Annotated in this window: 13 protein-coding genes; 1 reads left to right on the forward strand and 12 read right to left on the reverse strand. The window is 56.3% G+C overall.

What is annotated here, in order from left to right; all coding sequences use genetic code 11:
- Nucleotides 1-17 precede the first annotated feature (17 nt).
- From tap to ETG88_RS18600, 7 genes are all read right to left on the reverse strand, one after another.
- Complete coding sequence (gene tap / locus ETG88_RS18570) at nt 18-1,619, reverse strand: methyl-accepting chemotaxis protein IV (RefSeq protein WP_129036077.1); 1,602 nt, start codon at nt 1,617-1,619, stop codon at nt 18-20.
- A gap of 43 nt (nt 1,620-1,662) precedes the next feature.
- The gene (tar, locus tag ETG88_RS18575) at nt 1,663-3,330 is read right to left on the reverse strand and encodes a methyl-accepting chemotaxis protein II (RefSeq protein WP_129036078.1); all 1,668 of its coding nucleotides are present in this window, start codon (nt 3,328-3,330) and stop codon (nt 1,663-1,665) included.
- An 84-nt stretch (nt 3,331-3,414) separates the two neighbouring features.
- Entirely contained in the window at nt 3,415-4,347 is a 933-nt protein-coding gene (locus ETG88_RS18580; RefSeq protein WP_228483588.1) for a Csu type fimbrial protein, read from the reverse strand.
- A 29-nt stretch (nt 4,348-4,376) separates the two neighbouring features.
- The gene (locus ETG88_RS18585) at nt 4,377-6,761 is read right to left on the reverse strand and encodes a fimbria/pilus outer membrane usher protein (protein ID WP_102103999.1); all 2,385 of its coding nucleotides are present in this window, start codon (nt 6,759-6,761) and stop codon (nt 4,377-4,379) included.
- Nucleotides 6,737-7,486, reverse strand: coding sequence for a fimbrial biogenesis chaperone (locus tag ETG88_RS18590; RefSeq protein ID WP_100779751.1), 750 nt, complete (start codon nt 7,484-7,486; stop codon nt 6,737-6,739). Before ETG88_RS18590 ends, ETG88_RS18585 begins: the two co-directional genes overlap by 25 nt.
- A 16-nt stretch (nt 7,487-7,502) precedes the next feature.
- Nucleotides 7,503-8,051, reverse strand: a complete 549-nt coding sequence (locus ETG88_RS18595; RefSeq protein WP_129036080.1) for a Csu type fimbrial protein — start codon at nt 8,049-8,051, stop codon at nt 7,503-7,505.
- A 14-nt stretch (nt 8,052-8,065) separates the two neighbouring features.
- Nucleotides 8,066-8,635, reverse strand: coding sequence for a Csu type fimbrial protein (locus tag ETG88_RS18600; protein ID WP_100779749.1), 570 nt, complete (start codon nt 8,633-8,635; stop codon nt 8,066-8,068).
- 433 nt (nt 8,636-9,068) lie between these two features.
- Between ETG88_RS18600 and ETG88_RS18605 the strand changes: the two genes are divergently transcribed.
- Entirely contained in the window at nt 9,069-10,328 is a 1,260-nt protein-coding gene (locus ETG88_RS18605) for a dicarboxylate/amino acid:cation symporter (protein WP_129036081.1), read from the forward strand.
- An 83-nt stretch (nt 10,329-10,411) separates the two neighbouring features.
- Here the strand turns inward: ETG88_RS18605 and cheW are convergent, their stop codons facing one another.
- The 5 genes from cheW to flhC form a co-directional block, all read right to left on the reverse strand.
- Entirely contained in the window at nt 10,412-10,915 is a 504-nt protein-coding gene (gene cheW / locus ETG88_RS18610; RefSeq protein ID WP_129036082.1) for a chemotaxis protein CheW, read from the reverse strand.
- A gap of 20 nt (nt 10,916-10,935) precedes the next feature.
- On the reverse strand, nt 10,936-12,975 hold the full coding sequence (gene cheA, locus ETG88_RS18615; protein WP_129036083.1) for a chemotaxis protein CheA: 2,040 nt from the start codon (nt 12,973-12,975) through the stop codon (nt 10,936-10,938).
- A 4-nt stretch (nt 12,976-12,979) separates the two neighbouring features.
- Nucleotides 12,980-13,909 carry a flagellar motor protein MotB gene (gene motB, locus ETG88_RS18620; protein WP_102104001.1) on the reverse strand — a complete coding sequence of 310 codons (930 nt, stop codon included), beginning with the start codon at nt 13,907-13,909 and terminating at the stop codon, nt 12,980-12,982.
- Nucleotides 13,906-14,793: a flagellar motor stator protein MotA gene (gene motA, locus ETG88_RS18625; RefSeq protein WP_100779745.1), complete on the reverse strand. Its 888-nt coding sequence runs from the start codon at nt 14,791-14,793 to the stop codon at nt 13,906-13,908. The genes motB and motA overlap by 4 nt, the downstream gene beginning before the upstream one ends.
- A gap of 123 nt (nt 14,794-14,916) precedes the next feature.
- Nucleotides 14,917-15,495, reverse strand: coding sequence for a flagellar transcriptional regulator FlhC (gene flhC / locus ETG88_RS18630; protein ID WP_107704251.1), 579 nt, complete (start codon nt 15,493-15,495; stop codon nt 14,917-14,919).
- Between the last annotated feature and the right edge of the window lie 2 nt (nt 15,496-15,497).

Below are 15,497 nucleotides of genomic sequence, written 5' to 3' on the forward strand. Positions count from 1 at the left end.
GCCTTCTTAATTCACTTTCAGGATACAACTGGCACGGCCTGCGACCGCCCGACTTCTGCTACTGTTTCGACTTGCTCTTTCACGTTAAAAACTGCCACCAGGCTGGTCAAATGATCGGCCTGACTGGCGAGCTGGTCAGTAGCGGCAGCCGCTTCTTCAACAAGAGAAGCGTTCTGTTGCGTTACCTGATCCATCTGCGTGACAGCCTGAGCAACCTGCTCAATGCCGCGACGCTGTTCGTCTGAGGCGGAAGCAATTTCGCCCATAATGTCGTTCACCCGCGTTACGGAAGTGACAATCTCCGTCATGGTGTGAGCGGCGGTATCAACCAGCTCCGATCCCTGCTGTACGCGGGAAACGGACTCTTCAATCAACACCTTAATCTCTTTCGCGGCGTTGGCGCTGCGGCTGGCGAGATTACGCACCTCGCCCGCCACGACGGCAAATCCACGCCCCTGCTCACCGGCTCGTGCCGCTTCGACTGCGGCGTTCAGCGCCAGAATGTTCGTCTGGAACGCGATACCGTCAATCACGCTGATAATGTCGCCAATTTTCTGCGAACTGGTGGCGATTTGCTGCATCGTCGTGGCGACGTTAGAGGCCTGATCGCCACCCTTTTTCGCCGTCAGCGCAGCCTGTTTTGCCAGGTCCGACGCCTGACGGGCGTTGTCGGCGTTCTGGCTGACGGTCGCCGTTAACTGTTCCATGCTGGCCGCCGTTTGCGCCAGAGAGGCCGCCTGCTGTTCGGTGCGCGACGACAAATCATTGTTCCCGGCCGCGATTTCAGAAATCCCGGTGTGCATGGCATAACTGCCCTGACGCACATCGGTCACCGTTTCGCGCAGCGAGCCTTGCATTGCTTTCAGGCTGGCAAAAATGGCAGAAATTTCGTTTTTCCCGAACACTGCCACCGGGCGCGCCAGGTTGCCTTTAGCGATACTGTCAAAGTGGCTGCTGATGATTGCCAGCGGCAATACGATCATCTTGCGCGACCAGAGCAACGCCCCGCCGGTCAACAGTGCCGCCAGAATCACCATGGTGGCGAAAATCACGCCCGACATGTGGTAGCTGGCCCGGCTGTCGCTGCTCGCCTCTTCGACGAACAGATTGATATCCTGCTGCCAGGCGTTAAAACCTTTATCAAACGCGGCCTGCGACTCCTGCACCGGCGCGGTCAGAAAGTCTGACAGCTGGTTGTTCTCAAGCCAGGTCGCCTGATGCTCCAGATCGCTGTGCCACTGGGCATAGCCCTTTTGCATTTCGGCTTTCAGCGCTTTCCCTTTATCGCTTACCGCTTCCTGCGCACTGAAGGCTTTAAACTGCGCGTCGGCCTGCTTGAGGCTGTCCCGCGCGGTGGTCATCAGCGCCTTAATATCATCTGGCGGGTAGCTCAATGCCGTTAATGTGCCCGCTTTGTTCAGCGCAGTGCTGGCCTGCAGAAGCACTGCGCGCGTTTGTGCAAGCGTGGAACGCTGCTGATTACTCGTCTCAACTTCCTGTAAGTTCTGATAGCCATCGCGAAAAGCCCAGAAAGACAATCCATTACTGCCAACCTGCAACACACCGCAAAGGATCAGAATCAAAAACAGTGTGGTCGAGATACGAATACGATTTAACATCCACGCTCCCATCAAGCGGCCAGCAGCCGCGGTTAACTATCAGTCAAAATGTTTCCCAGTTTTCTTCTTGTCCGGCTGCCGACGCACGAGTGTGTTTCACCCTTGCGGCAGGCGCGGTCCCGGCAGGTGCTGCCCTGGACACCACCGTATTTTGAGGTGTAGAGGTAAGGCGAAACGCCGAGACGGCCATCTTCAGACGGCTCGCCTGGTCTTCCAGCGCAGCGGCCGCCGCAGCGGACTCTTGCACCAGCGCGGCGTTTTGTTGTGTCACACGATCCATTTCCGAGACCGCCAGTGCCACCTGGTCAATCCCGCGGCTCTGCTCATCAGATGCCGAAGCGATCTCCGCCATGATGTCAGTGACGCGCGTGACCGCGTTGACAATGTCGGTCATGGTTTCCCCGGCGCTCTCCACCAGCACCGAGCCGGTATCGACGCGCGCCACGGAATCTTCAATCAGGGATTTAATCTCTTTTGCCGCGTTGGCACTGCGGCTCGCCAGGTTGCGCACTTCACCGGCCACCACCGCAAATCCGCGCCCCTGCTCGCCCGCTCGTGCGGCTTCGACAGCGGCGTTGAGGGCCAGGATATTTGTCTGGAAGGCAATTCCGTCGATCACGCTGATAATATCGGCGATTTTTTTCGAGCTACCGGCAATCTCGTGCATGGTTTTCACCACACCATCGACCACCTTGCCGCCGCGCTGGGCGGTTTCGGAGGCGCTTTCAGCCAGATGTGCCGCCTGACGGGCGTTATCGGCGTTTTGCTTCACGGTAGCGGTCAGCTCTTCCATGCTGGCGGCGGTCTCTTCAAGCGCAGAGGCCTGCTCTTCGGTACGCGAGGAGAGATCGTTGTTACCCATGGCGATTTCGCTGGTGCCGGTGTAAATCGCATCCGAACCCTGACGCACATTCGTCACCGTATCGGTCAGAGAGCGCTGCATGTGATCCACGCTGCTCGCCAGCTCGGTGATTTCGTTGCGACCGGAGATCACCAGCGTTTTTGTCAGATCGCCACTGGCAATCTCACGAATGTGGCCAATCACCCGGCCCAGCGGATTTAACAGAATCGCGCGAATGCCGTACCAGACACCCACCAGCACGATCACCAGCGCCAGCGCGAGGATCGCCATTTGCCATTTGGCAAAGCGGTAGTCGTCCTTACTTTCGTTAAAGGCGGTGTGATACTGCTCGCTGCTGGCCGAGGCGTATTCCCCCAGCGCTTTACCGAGGGCATTTTGCATCCCCTGCGTCGGCTGGGCGAAATAGGCGTCCATGTTTCCGCTCTCAAGGAACTGGATAAGCTCCGTCAGCCCGGCCGCATAGGCGGTGTATTTTTCGTCAATGTTCTCGCTCACCTCTACCATCGAAGGCAGCGGCGTAATCTTTTTGAAGGCGTCGTAATGTTTTGCGGCGTCAGCCAGGGTGGCGCGGGCGTTTTTCAACAGATCCGTTTTCGCGCTGCTTTGCTGGTTGTTCGGGTCCATCATCATGCGCGCAGAAGAACGGCTCAGGTTGATGCGCGTTTGCAGCATCAGATCCCAGGTCGACGTCAGTTCACTTTGCTGGAGGCGTAAATCGTTCGAAACAGCAAAGCTCTGCTGATTATTTTTTAAGGATGAGAAAAACAGCCCACCGGAAATAAGCTGAAGAAGTGCGAAAATGACCAGCACCATCATCAGCATTGTGACAACGCGGATACGGTTCAACATACAACACCTTCTCTAAGATTTATTAACGGTGTTATCGGCAAAGGCTGAGGGAACTTTACATTTGCGAAAGGGAAAAGCGTCAATTCAGAATGCGACGTCGACGATCAACGTGTCGTTATAGGTTCCGGCGGGGGGCGTAGTCTGGCTGGTCAGCACTTTGGCGGTGTAGTTATAGGTACGCAAAAGCCCGTCAGCGCTCAGCAGCGATGAGGTGGCGCTGGTCCAGCGCTCGGTGCCGCTGCCTCCCCAGCGGTTGGTGGTCGCCTCTTTATAAATGTCGTAGCTCATGTAGTTGCTGCCGCTCACCATCCGCCGCACGCCGTTTAGGGCATTCGCCCCGTTATTGATGCCGATGGTATAGACGCTGCCCTTGGTGCAGGTGACAGCAATGGCCTGCGAGACGGTGGGGAAATTTTGCACCAGCGGCGCGCTGTTAAAGTTGACGTTGGGCGTGGTCATCGCACTACAGTTGTTGGTGACGTTCATGTTCAGCGTAATGCTGGTCGTCGCCGTACCGGTTTGTGGCGTGAGGCATAAACCCACGGCCCCCACGGAGCAGACGTTGTAGTTGATGCTGAAAGTGAGCACCACCTGATAAGGTCCCGCCGTCACGTTTTGCCCCGCCACCGTGCGAAAATAGAGCGGAATGTTGTACTGCTTGGCACCCAGCAGATTTAACAGCGTACTGCCGCTCCAGGTGTAGGCTTTGGCGATCTGCACTTCGCTGCTGCCGGAACAGCCCGACAGCCCGCACAGCCGCGTGGGGATGACGTCGGTGATGGCCGCATTGTCCGTGCGTTTCATTGTCGCGCGGCTGTTGGCAGAGACGGTCGCCGCCGTGTAGTTCAGTGTGACCGAGTCATTGGTGAGTAAATTCAGGATCGCATCGCAGCTCACCACCAGCGTGCCGGTGGTTTCAACTTCGCCCGTTCCGCTGAGGGCAAACGAAGTCACGCTGCCAAACGAGGCGTTGACGGTGCTGACGGTACAGGCCGCCCAGCTGCCGCCCGAGAGCATCAGGAGCACCAGGGCGATCAGCAGACGTTTCACGGGGCCTCCCGGCAGGTCAGCGGCCCGAAAGTTTGCAGTTTATGCTCCGGATTGGCGCCCACCGTCAGCGTGGCGTAGCAACGTTTCCCCTCCGGCAAAATCACTTCCAGCGGGTTCACATCGGTCAGATTTTCCAGCCAGGCGATACCGTCATAGCCGACCACCGCCGTGCTGCGCGAAGCGCGCCGCACCTGGCTGCCAACCGGGATCGCCAGCCCCTGCGGATCGTGCAAAATCACGCTCGCTACCCGCTCCTGTTCCATCGGGAAATCCACCAGAAAACCGCTATGACGGCGAATCGCCACCCGGCGTTCTGTCTCCTTAAGCCGCGTATCGGCGGGCAGATTCAGGGTATTGATGCTGTAACTCGCCGGGTAGTAGGCGGACACGCCACTCACCAGCAAGTAGCCATTGCGGTTGGTTTTACCGACCGGCTGGTTTTCATAATTGACCGGTACGTCCGGGTGACCATCGGTGCTGATCACCACAAAGGCATCGTTGATTTTGTTGGCGGCAAACAGCTCGTTGTCCATCAGCACGATGGACCCCATCGCCTCGCCCCACCAGGTCATCATGTCCTGTTCGCCGTAACCGCCGCCCTGCACTTCGATATTGTTGTTGCGCCAGCCCAGCGTCCCTTGCTGGTAGTTGCGTGATTTTGACTGATTGGCCCACGCCATGTTCCAGCTCAGCCCGCCGTCGGACGGCATCGAGTGGTTGTAGTTTATGCGCTGGGTGCTGCCGGAATCCGGCGTGTTTTCGAGGGTGACCGCGGCGCTGTCGCGTTCACCAATCGGAATTTGCAGGGACATTGCCACCGTCCAGTCGCCGCGCTGTTGATCGCGGCTGGCGGCGAGATAGATACTGCTGCTTCCCCACAGGTTGCGGCTCCACGACAGGTTCAGTAGCTCAGTTTTTTGGCTATCAAAACTCTCGACACCAATCCACGCCGCGCCGATATTGCCGTACTCCCCGAGATTAAAGGTCAGGGAATATTGATCCGTGTTGCGACTGAGGCTGGCGATCGGCTGGTCGTGTTCATCATAGATCGTGGGCTGATCGTAGAGCGCCAGGTTGCCGTAGCCGCGATCGCGTCGGGAGTGCTGCGTCGCCAGACTGAACGCGCTGGTACTGTACTGATAGCCCCAGTTAATCTGCCCGCCATCGTCTCCGCGCATCCGGCTGTGGGTATACGAAGAATTCACCACGCCGTAGCGCCCCAGTTTCACCACGGTTCCTGCGCCGCCCAGCGCCAGCTCCTCGGCGGCTTCGCCGTGCCCTTCCAGCGTCAGCCAGTCGGTTAAGCCGTAGCGATAGGAGCCGCTGCCCGCCGCCGGGCCGTAGTCAAAATTCTCAATACCGTAGTTGCGGCGCAGGCTGCCGAGCGTCACCGCCCCGTCGCTCAGCCCCTGTTTGAGCAGATCGCTGGTGACATAAAACGGCATTGTGGTGCTGACCTGGCGCCCGAGTGCATCGGTGGTGATCAGCACGGCGTCCCCTGCGCCATTGATGTAGGGCAGATTAGTCAGGGTGAATGGGCCAGGCTGGAGCTGCGTGGAGCCGGAGCGGTAGCCGTTGATAAACAGATCCACCGAGGTCGGCACCGCCGCTTCACCGGAAAACTCCGGCAGCGGCCAGGTGACGAGATCCGGGCGCAGGGAGAAGTCGCGTCCGTAGCTGATCCCGCCCATGCGCACGCTGCTGCTCCAGCTCAGGGCATCGCTGATCACATCTCCGACCGTCCAGGTCGTGGCGTCGTCTTCGTTGGTGATCATCACCGTGGTGTCGTAACGTACGTACCCTTCCTGCTGGCCCGTGTCTCCGGCAAAACTTTTGCGGGTATACCCCGTTGAAGAGAGCGATCCGTTTTCATTGAAATAGCGGAACTCATGCCAGAGCGACGCCTGGCCGCCAATATGCTCGGTGTGGTTGGTGTAGAGATCGTAATTGAGCAGCGCCCCTTTGCCGTACTGCGGTTTGCTTTGGGTCGGCTGGCCGCTAAAAGGGGTAACGCGGGCCGATATCCAGTCGCGGGGGACGTTAAGCAGCAGGCGCTGGGCGGCGCTGTCATATTCAACGCGCACCTTCGAGAGACGGGAGAGATCGACCTCACCGTTGGGCACCTGCTCCGGCGGTAAACCCGCGCGCAGCAGATCCGCACTGGAGATAAAAAAGGTCCCGTTGCGCTGCGTGACGGGGACCACCAGTCCAGTGTCATAGTGGTTGATCACCACCGAGAGCTGAAACACTGCTTCGCTATTTATCGCCTGCGCATCTGGCGGGGGCGGTAAACTGTCATCGCCAGATTCGGCCCAGGCGCTGGTCGAGACACAAAGCAGGATAATCATCGCCGGTTTCAGTGGACGGGCGCCGACTGCCATTGCGTATTCCCGGCATTAATTTGCGCACTCATCTGGCTTGCCTGATGCACGCCCGCCGGAAGCGGCCAGCTGCGGGTGCTGTCCGGGAGAACATAGCCGAGCAGACCGTCAGCGATGGTGCGTTTATCCAGCACCACCTGGCTTAAACGGACGTGAACGTCCCCCCGATTACGCACCTGCAGCGCGGGTTTTCCTCCTTCCTGAATAATCTTCCAGCTCAGATTTTGCGTATCGGCCAGCGCGTGATGCGCCCCCTCTTTTATTGTTGGGATGCCTTGTCCGTAAACGAACAGCGGAATGGAGTAGCGCATCTGGATTTTCAGGCCAATTTCGGGCTGAGATTTGTCAGCGGGCTGGGGAATTTCATCGACGATAATGCGGTAGGCTTGTTCAACGCCCATCGGAACGTTGCCCTGTTTGATTAAGCGAATCAGCTGCTTGCCGTCTTTGCCAATGGTCACAATCGGCGGGCTGGCAACCACATCCTGCTGAGCGGTGTAGCGCTCAAATCCGTTCTCCTGTTTCCAGCGCATAATTCGCACCTGCATGGTGGTGGCGCTGTTCCCCTGGTTCTGGATCCACAGCTCGGTGGCTTTGGTGTCGGCCGAAAGCCAGGGGTCAATCGGCCAGAGCAAAATGGTCGCCGCCGCATTGGCCCGTCCCGACATCATGGCCAGCATCGCCCACATCCCCAGTACGCCATAGCGAATCATTGGTGCCTTCATTGCCCTTCTCCCTGTTTCACCATGACAACGTCACGGTGAGTTGATCTGAATAGGTTCCGGCAGGGCTAAACCCTGTCAAAAGCGCCACACCAAACAACGGCAGCGCAATATTGTTGCTATTGGTATAGGTCACCGGCACCGCCTGATTGATCCCGATCTCACTGTTTGCCGCCAGCGAACTGCTGCTGTACAGCCGGTAGGCCACCATTTCCGTGCCGCTGGCGCGCTGCATTCGGCGCACGGAAGAATAATGTTGCCCGCCGTCAATACTCATACTCAGCGCAACATTCGGTGTGCAAGCGATCGACAAGGATCCGTTCGGCACAAAACTGGTGCTGACCTGCCCGGTGGCGACGCCCGACCGCGTACCGAAGTTAAGCGTACCGAGCACCCCACCGGTGCCTGTCGTCACCGAGCAGCCGGGCGTTATCGTCGCCGACACCTGAAACGACTGCGAAGTGACCGCGTGCGCCGTTCCCGCCGTCACTAACCCGGCGCAGAGAGCAAAAAAAAGGCGCAGTTTTCCCTCTGCGATTTTTCGCAGACGTGCGATGACTTCGGTCATTTCCGGCGCTTGAACTAGTAGGTCACACTGACGTTAATGGTGTCCGTATAGGTTCCCGGTACCACGGTGACGCTGTTTCCGCCCCCTGTGATGCGGCCATACAGGGTGTAACTGTCGACGCCGCCTGCGGTGGAAGCCACCGGGAGCGGTGCGTTGTTGGCAATGATGTTATTAAATCCGCTGTCGCTAAACAGGCTATAGGCCACACCCTGCGCGGTGTTGGCGGTATTCACCAGATAACGTGCGGGCGTGCCCGGCGTACCGACGACGGTGCCTGGCGCAGTGGAGTTAGTGTTTCCGGTGATCGCCACCGTATAACTGGCGGTCGTACACTGAATGGTGAAGGTATTCCCGCCGCTGGCCCCCGCAAGCTGGGTAGTCAGAGTGGAGAAGGTTGCGGGATGCGTCCCGAAGTCGAGGCTACCGAAATTAATACCGTTTTGCGTCGGAGAGCCGTTGATCAGGCAACCGTTGGTTAGCGTCAGGGTAGCGCCGATGGTTCCGCTACTGGTCACCGCTATCGCCTGATGTGCCGCTAACGCCAGCATGCCGCCCGTACAGATCAGAAGGAGTTTACTTTTCATTTACAGCCCTCCAGGAAGTGTGCCCTTCGTTTTTTCGTATTTTATTGAGAGTACTCAATCCGTTAGCAGCACTTAACCTTCCCAATGAGCACTCATTGTGAATTTAGTTTATGGATCGGGGTTCAACCACCTGCTCCGCTTCGCCTCATGCCTTTGCGGTATTGACACTTTATTTTTATATAAAACAGATAGTTGGTACTTTCCGGGCAGGTTTAAAAGTGGGTATCAGGAGGATATATTCATAATACTGTGATTTATGTCACAATATATCGGTCACATTTAGATAACAAAATCAATAAAACTTAAAAAATAGTTGTATCTGTATCCGCTTTACTTCAATTTATGCGATGAATGTATTTGTGCGCTGAAATTAAAAAATTATATGACTCAGCGCACTGATGAAACTTAAGCGCATAACAGAGGGTCTTTTTTAGTGGCAAGTGCAAACAAACTCACGCTGTTCATCGTGATTTTCATGCTGGCGGGTATTCTTTCAGGGGCAGCCATTCACGAGTACGCGTCTGCCGACGCGATCGCGACCTGGGCAGACAATATCACACTCCTCACCGATATTTTCCTCCGACTGATCAAAATGGTTATCGCGCCGCTGGTGTTTAGTACGCTGACGGTGGGCATCATGAAGCTTGGCGAAACCTCCACCATTGGCCGCGTGGGCGGTAAAGCGATGGTGTGGTTTATCAGCTCCTCCGTGCTGTCGATTCTGGTCGGCTTGTTTATTGTCACTCTCGAACAGCCGGGTACGGGTCTGAACCTGACGATTCCCGCCGGTTCTGTCGACACCGGGCTGGCAGTGAGCGGGATGTCACTGAAGGGCTTTCTGTCGCACACCATTCCGACTAGTATTGTCGGGGCGATGGCGAATAATGAAATTCTGCAAATCGTCGTTTTCTCGATGTTCTTTGGCATCGGCGGCGCGTCTCTGGGCGAGAAGTTCAATGCCCCCCTCGTCGCTGCGCTGGATGTGGTGTCTCACATCATGTTGAAAGTCACGGGCTATGTGATGTACGTTGCACCGCTGGCGATATTTGCGGCCATCTCGTCAGTCATCGCCACTCAGGGGCTGGGGATTTTGCTCAACTACGCTTCCTTTATCGGCGGATATTACGTGGCGATTATGCTCACCTGCCTGGTGCTGCTGGCGGTAGGATACATGGTGCTGAAAAAAGAGGTTTTCCGCCTGGTCAGCATGCTGAAAGATCCGGTGCTGGTCGCGTTTACCACCAGCAGCTCCGAAGCGGCCTACCCGAAAACCCTGGAGCAGCTCACCCGCTTCGGCTGTTCCCGCAATATCGTCTCCTTCGTTCTGCCGATTGGTTACTCCTTTAACCTGGTCGGCTCGATGGTGTACTGCTCCTTTGCGTCGATGTTTATCGCGCAGGCTTACAATATTCATCTGAGTTTCGCCGAAGTCACCGTTCTGATGCTGACGCTGATGCTGGCTTCCAAGGGTATCGCAGGCGTGCCACGTTCCGCGCTGGTGGTATTAGCCGCGACCATCCCAAGCTTCAACATTCCTGTCGCAGGGATCTTGCTGCTGATGGGCATCGACCATTTCCTCGATATGGGTCGTTCAGCGATTAATGTGCTGGGCAACGGGATTGCAACGGCAATGCTGGCGCAAAACGAAGGGCTGCTGGAAGAAGAGCCGGAACTCATTGAGCAGGAAGCGTAAGAGGTAAAAAAGCCGGGTAGCGTTAACGCTCACCCGGCTTTCTCAGTTAATACCATTCTCTGCCGGGTCCCCCCGGCATCACATCACGCCACGTGACTCGCCGCGATATCCAGCAGGGCCATCTCGTCGCTGTTCAGCAGTTTCTCGATGTTCACCAAAATCAGCATACGGTCGCCCAGCGCGCCCAGACCGGTCAGGTATTCGGTAGACAGGGTCACCGCGAATTCCGGTGCCGGGCGGATCTGGTCGGCGGTCAGCGACAGCACGTCAGACACGCCATCGACCACGATACCCACTACGCGCTGGCCCAGGTTCAGGACGATTACCACGGTGTTGTCGTTATACTCCACTTCACCCTGGCTAAACTTCACGCGCAGATCGACGATAGGGACAATGACACCACGCAGGTTGGTCACACCTTTGATAAAGGAAGGTGTGTTGGCAATGCGAGTCACCTGATCGTAGCCGCGAATCTCCTGCACTTTAAGAATATCGATGCCGTACTCTTCATCGCCTAAAGTGAAAACCAGGAATTCCTGCCCTGATGGCTCGCCGGCCAGTTTCGTTACATTACTCATACCGGTCATGTTTATACCTTCTTAACTAATCAGGCGGCTGTGTACGCCACACGTTGTTCACGATTTAAACCCTGAAGCGCCGACACATCGACGATCAGTGCGACGCTGCCATCGCCAAGGATGGTGGCAGCTGAAATTCCTGGCACTTTGCGGTAGTTGCTTTCGAGGTTTTTCACCACCACCTGGTGCTGACCAATCAGCTGATCGACCAGCAGCGCATAGCGGCGCCCCGCGCTTTGCAGAATAACCACGATGCCCTGAGTCGCTTCGGTCTTCGCGCCGTCGACTTCAAACACTTTCCACAGTTCCACCAGCGGCAGATACTCGCCACGCACTTCCAGTACGCGCTCGCCACCGGCCAGCGGATGCAGATCTTCATCACGCGGCTGCAGGGATTCCATCACCGCATTCAGCGGAAGAATAAATACTTCGTCGGCGACCTTCACGGACATCCCGTCGAGGATCGCCAGCGTCAGTGGCAGCAGGATACGGATAGTGGTACCTGAACCTTGCTTAGACTTGATCTCAACGTGGCCGCCCATCTCCTGGATGTTACGTTTCACCACGTCCATGCCCACGCCTCGGCCCGACACATCAGTCACCTGCTCAGCAGTCGAGAAGCCCGGGGCGAAGATCAGCATGCCGACTTCTTCATCGGTCATGTTCTCGTTCACCTGCATGCCCTGCGAAAGAGCTTTCGCCAGAATACGCTCGCGGTTCAGGCCTGCGCCGTCATCGGTCACTTCAATGCAGATGTTGCCGCCCTGATGTTCTGCGGACAGAATCAGGTTACCGACCGGGGATTTCCCTGCCGCAATACGGTTTTCCGGGGATTCAATGCCGTGATCGAGGCTGTTACGCACCAGGTGCGTTAACGGATCGATAATGCGCTCAATCAGGCTCTTATCCAGCTCGGTTGAACTCCCCAGTTGGGTCAGTTCAATCTGTTTGTTCAGCTTGCTCGCCAGGTCGCGGACCAGACGCGGGAAGCGGCTGAAGACGTACTCCATCGGCATCATGCGGATGGACATCACCGATTCCTGCAGATCGCGGGCGTTACGTTGTAACTGACCCATGCTGGTAATCAGATCGCCGTGGGTCACCGGGTCCAGTTCGTTCGAACGTTGCGCCAGCATGGACTGGGTAATCACCAGTTCGCCCACCAGGTTAATCAGCTGGTCGACCTTCTCTACCGCCACGCGGATACTGGTGGATTCACTGCTGCGGGCCGCCGGTTTTTCACGTTCAGCGCGGTTCGGCGCAGCCGATTCGCCGGGAACGGCTTTCAGCACGGGCGTCGGGGCAACCACCGCTGGCACGCTCACGTCAGGCGCTGCCACCACTTCCGCAACCTCAACAGGGGCTTCTGCAGCCGCCGTTTCAGTTTCAAAGGTGATCTGGTCGGCTTCAATCACGAAGCACAGCACCGCGACGATATCATCCTGACCGATGCCACCATCAATGGTAGCTGCCAGACTATCGGGGCCTTTAACGATGTTGCTCAGGGACGCCAGGTTACCCAGCTCTTCTTCCAGCAGATTCACTTCACTCTCTTTCAGACGAGAGAGCACCACGCGCAGCTTTGCTTCGGCTGCAGGCGGGGTCGCGTCTTCTGACGCCAGTGCATCAACCACGCTTAATTTTGCCGCGCTGACCGCAGGTGCAGCGACTTCGCCCTTCGCTTCCAGAGCTAACTGGCGCAGAGCGTTGCAGATGTATTCAAAGCTTGCAGCATCTGGCTCTTGCGAGCTTTTATAGGCGTCGAGCTGTTCCTGCATAATATCTTTGGTTTCCAAAAACAGGTTAATAATGTCGGTGTTGAGCTGCATCTCACCGCGACGAGCTTCATCCAGCAGGTTCTCCATTAAATGGGTAGTTTCCTGCAAAATGGTAAAACCAAATGTTCCGGCGCCACCTTTAATGGAATGTGCCGCGCGGAAAATGGCATTGAGCTGTTCTGAATCCGGTGCCTCAGGCACTAAATCCAGCAGATGCTGCTCCATGTCCGCCAACAACTCGTCGGCTTCATCAAAAAACGTCTGGTAAAAATCGCTAATATCCATGCTCACGCTATCACCTCGGATTGGCTGGTGGCGATGTTGGAACGGCAGCCGAAGGCACTGCCCCTGGCTGTTTTAAATCATCCAGTGACTCATTCTGGCTTTCGGCGTTTTCGTGCAGAATGGTCTGCTCCGCCTGCTGATTGAGCACTAAAAGACTGATACGACGGTTGATGGCATCGTCCGGGCCGCGGTCGGTCACCCGCATGGTGGCTGCCATTCCGACGACGCGCAGGACTTTGCCCTCATCAAGCCCACCCACCACCAGCTCGCGACGCGAGGCGTTGGCACGATCGGCAGAAAGCTCCCAGTTGCTGTATCCCTTTTCGCCGTTGGCATACGGGAAATCATCCGTATGGCCAGAGAGACTGATGCGGTTCGGAATACCGTTCAGCACCGGCGCAATACCGCGCAAAATATCGCGCATGTAAGGCTCAACTTCCGCGCTGCCGGTTTTGAACATTGGGCGGTTCTGGCTATCAATAATCTGGATGCGTAACCCTTCCTGCACCAGATCGATTTTCAAATGTGGACGCAGCGCGCGCAGTTTCGGGTCAGCCTCGATGAGCTGGTCGAGGTCGCCACGCAGTTTTTTCAACCGCGCCTGCTCCATGCGCTTTTTCAGCTCGTCGATATTTGGCTCTTTCTTCACTTCACCCTTTTGCTGGGTGTAATCATCACCCCCGCCAGGGATTGGGCTGTCGCTGTTCGCGATTCGCTGCCCACCCGTCACCGCCGTCGCCAGCGGTGTTCTGAAATACTCCGCGATCTGAATCAGCTCTTTCGGGCTGGAGATGGAAATCAGCCACATCACCAGGAAAAACGCCATCATTGCGGTCATAAAGTCCGCGTAAGCGATTTTCCACGAGCCATGGGAACCGCCCCCATGGCCTTTGTGTTTGCGCTTTTTAACTATGACGATGGGATGGGACTGATTTTTCATGCGTCCTCAGTCGTCGTCTGTTGGTTAGGGTTCTTCACAGCGCGGACGTGTTCTTCAAGCTCGACAAACGATGGACGCTCGCTGGAGTACAGGGTTTTACGCCCGAATTCCACCGCGATTGGCGGTGCGTAGCCGTTCAGGTTTGACAGCAGGGTGATCTTCACGCACTGCATCATCTTGGTGGTTTCTGCACTCTTCTGGCGTAGTACGCTTGCCAGCGGCGAGATAAAACCGTAGGCGAGAAGAATACCGAGGAATGTCCCAACCATTGCGTGGGCAATCAGTGCCCCCAGCTCTGCGGCCGGGCGGTCGGCGGAGGCCAGTGCGTGTACCACGCCCATCACCGCCGCGACGATACCGAATGCCGGCAGTGAATCCCCCACCAGCGCCAGGGCGTTAGCCGGCACTTCGGATTCGCTTTCGTGAGTTTCGATCTCTTCGTCCATCAGCGCTTCGATCTCGAAGGTGTTCATGTTGCCGCTGATGATGAGTCGAAGATAATCGACGATAAAATCCAGCATCATCGCGTCAGCGAGAATACGTGGATAACTGGCGAAAATTTCGCTCTCTTTCGGGTTCTCAATATCACGTTCCAACGAGAACATGCCCTGTTGACGCGACTTTGCCATCAGACGATAGAGCAGCGCCAGCAGGTCCATATACATGCTTTTGGTGTATTTTGAACGACGAAACAGTAATGGGAGCGCTTTGAGCGTTCCTTTAATCGATTTACCGTTGTTGCCAACGATAAAAGCACCTACCCCTGCGCCGCCGATAATAATCAGTTCAGCCGGTTGATAGAGTGCTCCCAGGTGCCCGCCGGTCATCATATAACCGCCGAAAACTGTACCGATAACAACCAGGTAACCTAATAAGATAAGCACGACATCATCCTTCCGCTAGAGACCATGACAGGATGTTGAGTTCGAAGGCGTTACCGGAATGCGGGGTAAAAAAAAGCAGCGGTAATTTCTTACCGCTGCTGGAATCTTTCCCACACGTTCGGGTTAAACAGCTTGTTCGATCTGTTCATCCAGCAGTTGTGGATTAATATCGGCAGCTTCCGGGGAAAGTTTACGTCTTTTTACCGCACGGGACGGCGGCTGGCATAAACTGCAGGCAAAGCTACCTACTGGCTGATGAGCATGGGTGATAAAGTTGCCGTCGCAGCAGTTACAGCGCGACAATTGCAGCAATCCACTCTCAACGAAGCGCACCAGCGTCCATGCGCGGGTCAGCGCCAAAAGTGGCCCCTCTTCCGGCTGTGGACATTGTTCAAGGTAGAGTTTATAGGCTTTGATGACAGCATCTACGCCAGTGCACAAGCCAGTTTTCAAGAGAAACTGCCAGGCATTGCAAAACATCGATGCGTGGATGTTTTGCTCCCAGGTCATAAACCAGTCCGTTGAAAAGGGCAGCATCCCTTTCGGAGGCGGGCTACCGCGTAATTCTTTATACAGTTTGATAAGTCGACCGCGGCTCAGCTGAGTCTCGCTTTCCAGCATTTGTAAGCGAGCACCCAACGTGATCAGTTCCATTGCCAACTGAATGTCGCGAGCTTCCTGAACAATGCTTTTTTCGCTCATCA

This window comes from Lelliottia nimipressuralis (assembly GCF_004115925.1).
GTDB lineage: Bacteria > Pseudomonadota > Gammaproteobacteria > Enterobacterales > Enterobacteriaceae > Enterobacter > Enterobacter nimipressuralis.

What these genes read in the sequence shown, in the direction of transcription:
- tap (WP_129036077.1), bottom strand. Translation starts at nt 1,619, where the DNA reads ATGTTAAATCGTATTCGTATCTCGACCACACTGTTTTTGATTCTGATC.
- tar (WP_129036078.1), bottom strand. Translation starts at nt 3,330, where the DNA reads ATGTTGAACCGTATCCGCGTTGTCACAATGCTGATGATGGTGCTGGTC.
- ETG88_RS18580 (WP_228483588.1), bottom strand. Translation starts at nt 4,347, where the DNA reads ATGCTCTCGGGCGGCAGCTGGGCGGCCTGTACCGTCAGCACCGTCAAC.
- ETG88_RS18585 (WP_102103999.1), bottom strand. Translation starts at nt 6,761, where the DNA reads ATGGCAGTCGGCGCCCGTCCACTGAAACCGGCGATGATTATCCTGCTT.
- ETG88_RS18590 (WP_100779751.1), bottom strand. Translation starts at nt 7,486, where the DNA reads ATGAAGGCACCAATGATTCGCTATGGCGTACTGGGGATGTGGGCGATG.
- ETG88_RS18595 (WP_129036080.1), bottom strand. Translation starts at nt 8,051, where the DNA reads ATGACCGAAGTCATCGCACGTCTGCGAAAAATCGCAGAGGGAAAACTG.
- ETG88_RS18600 (WP_100779749.1), bottom strand. Translation starts at nt 8,635, where the DNA reads ATGAAAAGTAAACTCCTTCTGATCTGTACGGGCGGCATGCTGGCGTTA.
- cheW (WP_129036082.1), bottom strand. Translation starts at nt 10,915, where the DNA reads ATGACCGGTATGAGTAATGTAACGAAACTGGCCGGCGAGCCATCAGGG.
- motB (WP_102104001.1), bottom strand. Translation starts at nt 13,909, where the DNA reads ATGAAAAATCAGTCCCATCCCATCGTCATAGTTAAAAAGCGCAAACAC.
- flhC (WP_107704251.1), bottom strand. Translation starts at nt 15,495, where the DNA reads ATGAGCGAAAAAAGCATTGTTCAGGAAGCTCGCGACATTCAGTTGGCA.